We start from the raw sequence: 2,500 nt of genomic DNA, 5'->3' as shown, positions 1-2,500 counted from the left end.
AGAGGGGGTGAGAGTCCCGTAGTGGTCAGGGCGCTGGTGGGTTGGGGATCCTGAGTAGGGGGGAACCGGAGAAATTCCCTCTGAAGCAGCCGGCACCATCCGGTAAGGCTAAATACGTTCAGAAGACCGATAGTGCAGAGTACCGTGAGGGAAAGGTGAAAAGTACGGGGTGTACCCGGGTGAAATAGAACCTGAAACCAGGCGCTTACAAGCGGTCGGAGCCCTCGTGACGGGGGTGACGGCGTGCCTTTTGCATAATGAGCCTACGAGTAACCGTTGCTGGCGAGGTTAAGTGTGTGGACACACGCAGCCGAAGCGAAAGCGAGTCTGAACAGGGCGTGCAGTCAGCAGGGGTTGACGCGAAACTTGGTGATCTACCCGTGGCCAGGCTGAAGGGGTGGTAACACACCGTGGAGGGCCGAACCGATAAGCGTTGAAAAGCTTCCGGATGAGCTGCGGGTAGGGGTGAAAGGCCAATCAAACTGAGAAATAGCTCGTACTCTCCGAAATGTTTTTAGGAACAGCGTTCCGTGTTACCGTCTGTGAGGTAGAGCGACCAAGAGGATGCGGGGGAGTCACATCCTACCAACTTCTATTGAACTCCGAATGCGCAGAGGGGTGCGGGGCAGTGAGGGGCAGGGTGCTAAGGTCCTGCTCCGAGAGGGGAACAACCCAGACCACCAGCTAAGGTCCCCAAGTGAATACTAAGTTGAACAAAGGCGGTCCGGCTGCTGAGACAGCCAGGAGGTTGGCTTGGAAGCAGCCATTCCTTTAAAGAGTGCGTAACAGCTCACTGGTCGAGCGGGGCGGGCGTCGATAATAACCGGGCATCAAGTATTTCACCGAAGCTGTGGACATACACTTGGAGTGTATTGTGGTAGGAGAGCATTCTGTGGGGGGTGAAGCTGGGGCGTGAGCCACTGGTGGACCGCACAGAAACGCAAATGTAGGCATAAGTAACGAGAATGAGGATGCGAACTCCTCACACCGAAAAGCTAAGGTTTCCTCCGCGATGGCAGTCATCGGAGGGTTAGTCGGGGTCTAAGGGGCAGCCGAATGGCGGGCTCTGAGGGGAAGTGGGTTAATAGTCCCACACTATCCATGCAGGTAGTCTCATGACGGAGTGCCGGGGGTGTTGGGTCCTGACGGAATAGGGCGCTGAGTGGCGGCTTCGGCCAACACGAAACACTGAAGGGGCTTCCAAGAAAAGTGAGGGTGCGTCAAGCGTATGGATACCCGTACCGTAAACCGACACAGGTAGCTGGGAAGAATATTCTAAGGTGCGCGAAAGAATCATGGTTAAGGAACTCGGCAAGATGACCCTGTAACTTCGGGATAAGGGGGGCCTACCCAGCAATGGGAGGCTGCAGAGAAGAGGCCCAGGCGACTGTTTACCAAAAACACAGGACTCTGCCAAAATGAAAGTTGACGCATAGGGTCTGACACCTGCCCGGTGCTGGAAGGTTAAGGGGGGAGCTTAGGGGTAACCCGACGGTTTGAACTGAAGCCCCAGTAAACGGCGGCCGTAACTATAACGGTCCTAAGGTAGCGAAATTCCTTGTCGGGTAAGTTCCGACCTGCACGAATGGTGTAACGATCTGGGCACTGTCTCAACCATGAGTTCGGTGAAATTGTAGTAGCGGTGAAGATGCCGCTTACCCGCCACGGGACGAAAAGACCCCGTGCACCTTTACTACAGCTTACTATGGGTTGCTGGTCAGGCATGTGTAGGATAGGCGGGAGGAGTTGAAGGGGCGTCGCCAGGCGTCGTGGATCCAACCTTGAAATACCGCCCTTGGCTGACTGGTGATCTAACCTCCTGGTGGGGGACAGTAGTTGGTGGGTAGTTTGACTGGGGTGGTCACCTCCGAAAGGGTAACGGAGGTTTCCCAAGGTTGGCTCATGCCGGACGGTAATCGGCAGGGGAGTGCAATAGCAGAAGCCAGCTTGACAGTGAGGCAAACAGGCCGATCTGGGACGAAAGTCGGGTATAGTGATCCGGTGGTTCCGCATGGAAGGGCCATCGCTCAAAGGATAAAAGGTACGCCGGGGATAACAGGCTGATCTCCCCCAAGAGCTCACATCGACGGGGAGGTTTGGCACCTCGATGTCGGCTCGTCACATCCTGGGGCTGGAGAAGGTTCCAAGGGTTCGGCTGTTCGCCGATTAAAGTGGCACGCGAGCTGGGTTCAGAACGTCGTGAGACAGTTCGGTCTCTATCTGTGGTGGGCGTTGGATGACTGAGGGGATCTGTCCTTAGTACGAGAGGACCGGGATGGACCAACCGCTGGCGGATCGGTTGTCTGGCCGCAGGCACGGCCGAGTAGCTACGTTGGGAATGGATAAGCGCTGAAGGCATCTAAGTGCGAAACCGGCCCCGAGATGAGTCATCCGGTATAAAGGGGCGTTGGAGACGACGACGTTGATAGGCGGCAGGTGTAGGCACAGAGATGTGTTGAGCTGAGCCGTACTAATGGCCCCGGACGCGTGTGCTTCGCTT

Annotated in this window: 1 rRNA gene (cut by a window edge); it reads left to right on the top strand. The window is 56.2% G+C overall.

Features of this window, described 5'->3' with window-relative positions:
• A 23S ribosomal RNA gene (locus FBR45_RS26235) occupies nt 1-2,495 on the top strand; it begins 345 nt to the left of the window's first position.
• Nucleotides 2,496-2,500: the final 5 nt, after the last annotated feature.

It is taken from the genome of Spirosoma lacussanchae (assembly GCF_005870035.1).
GTDB classification, from domain to species: Bacteria; Bacteroidota; Bacteroidia; order Cytophagales; family Spirosomataceae; genus Spirosoma; species Spirosoma lacussanchae.
Note: the sequence above shows the minus strand (reverse complement) of the source record. Positions and strands in the feature narration are given on the sequence as shown.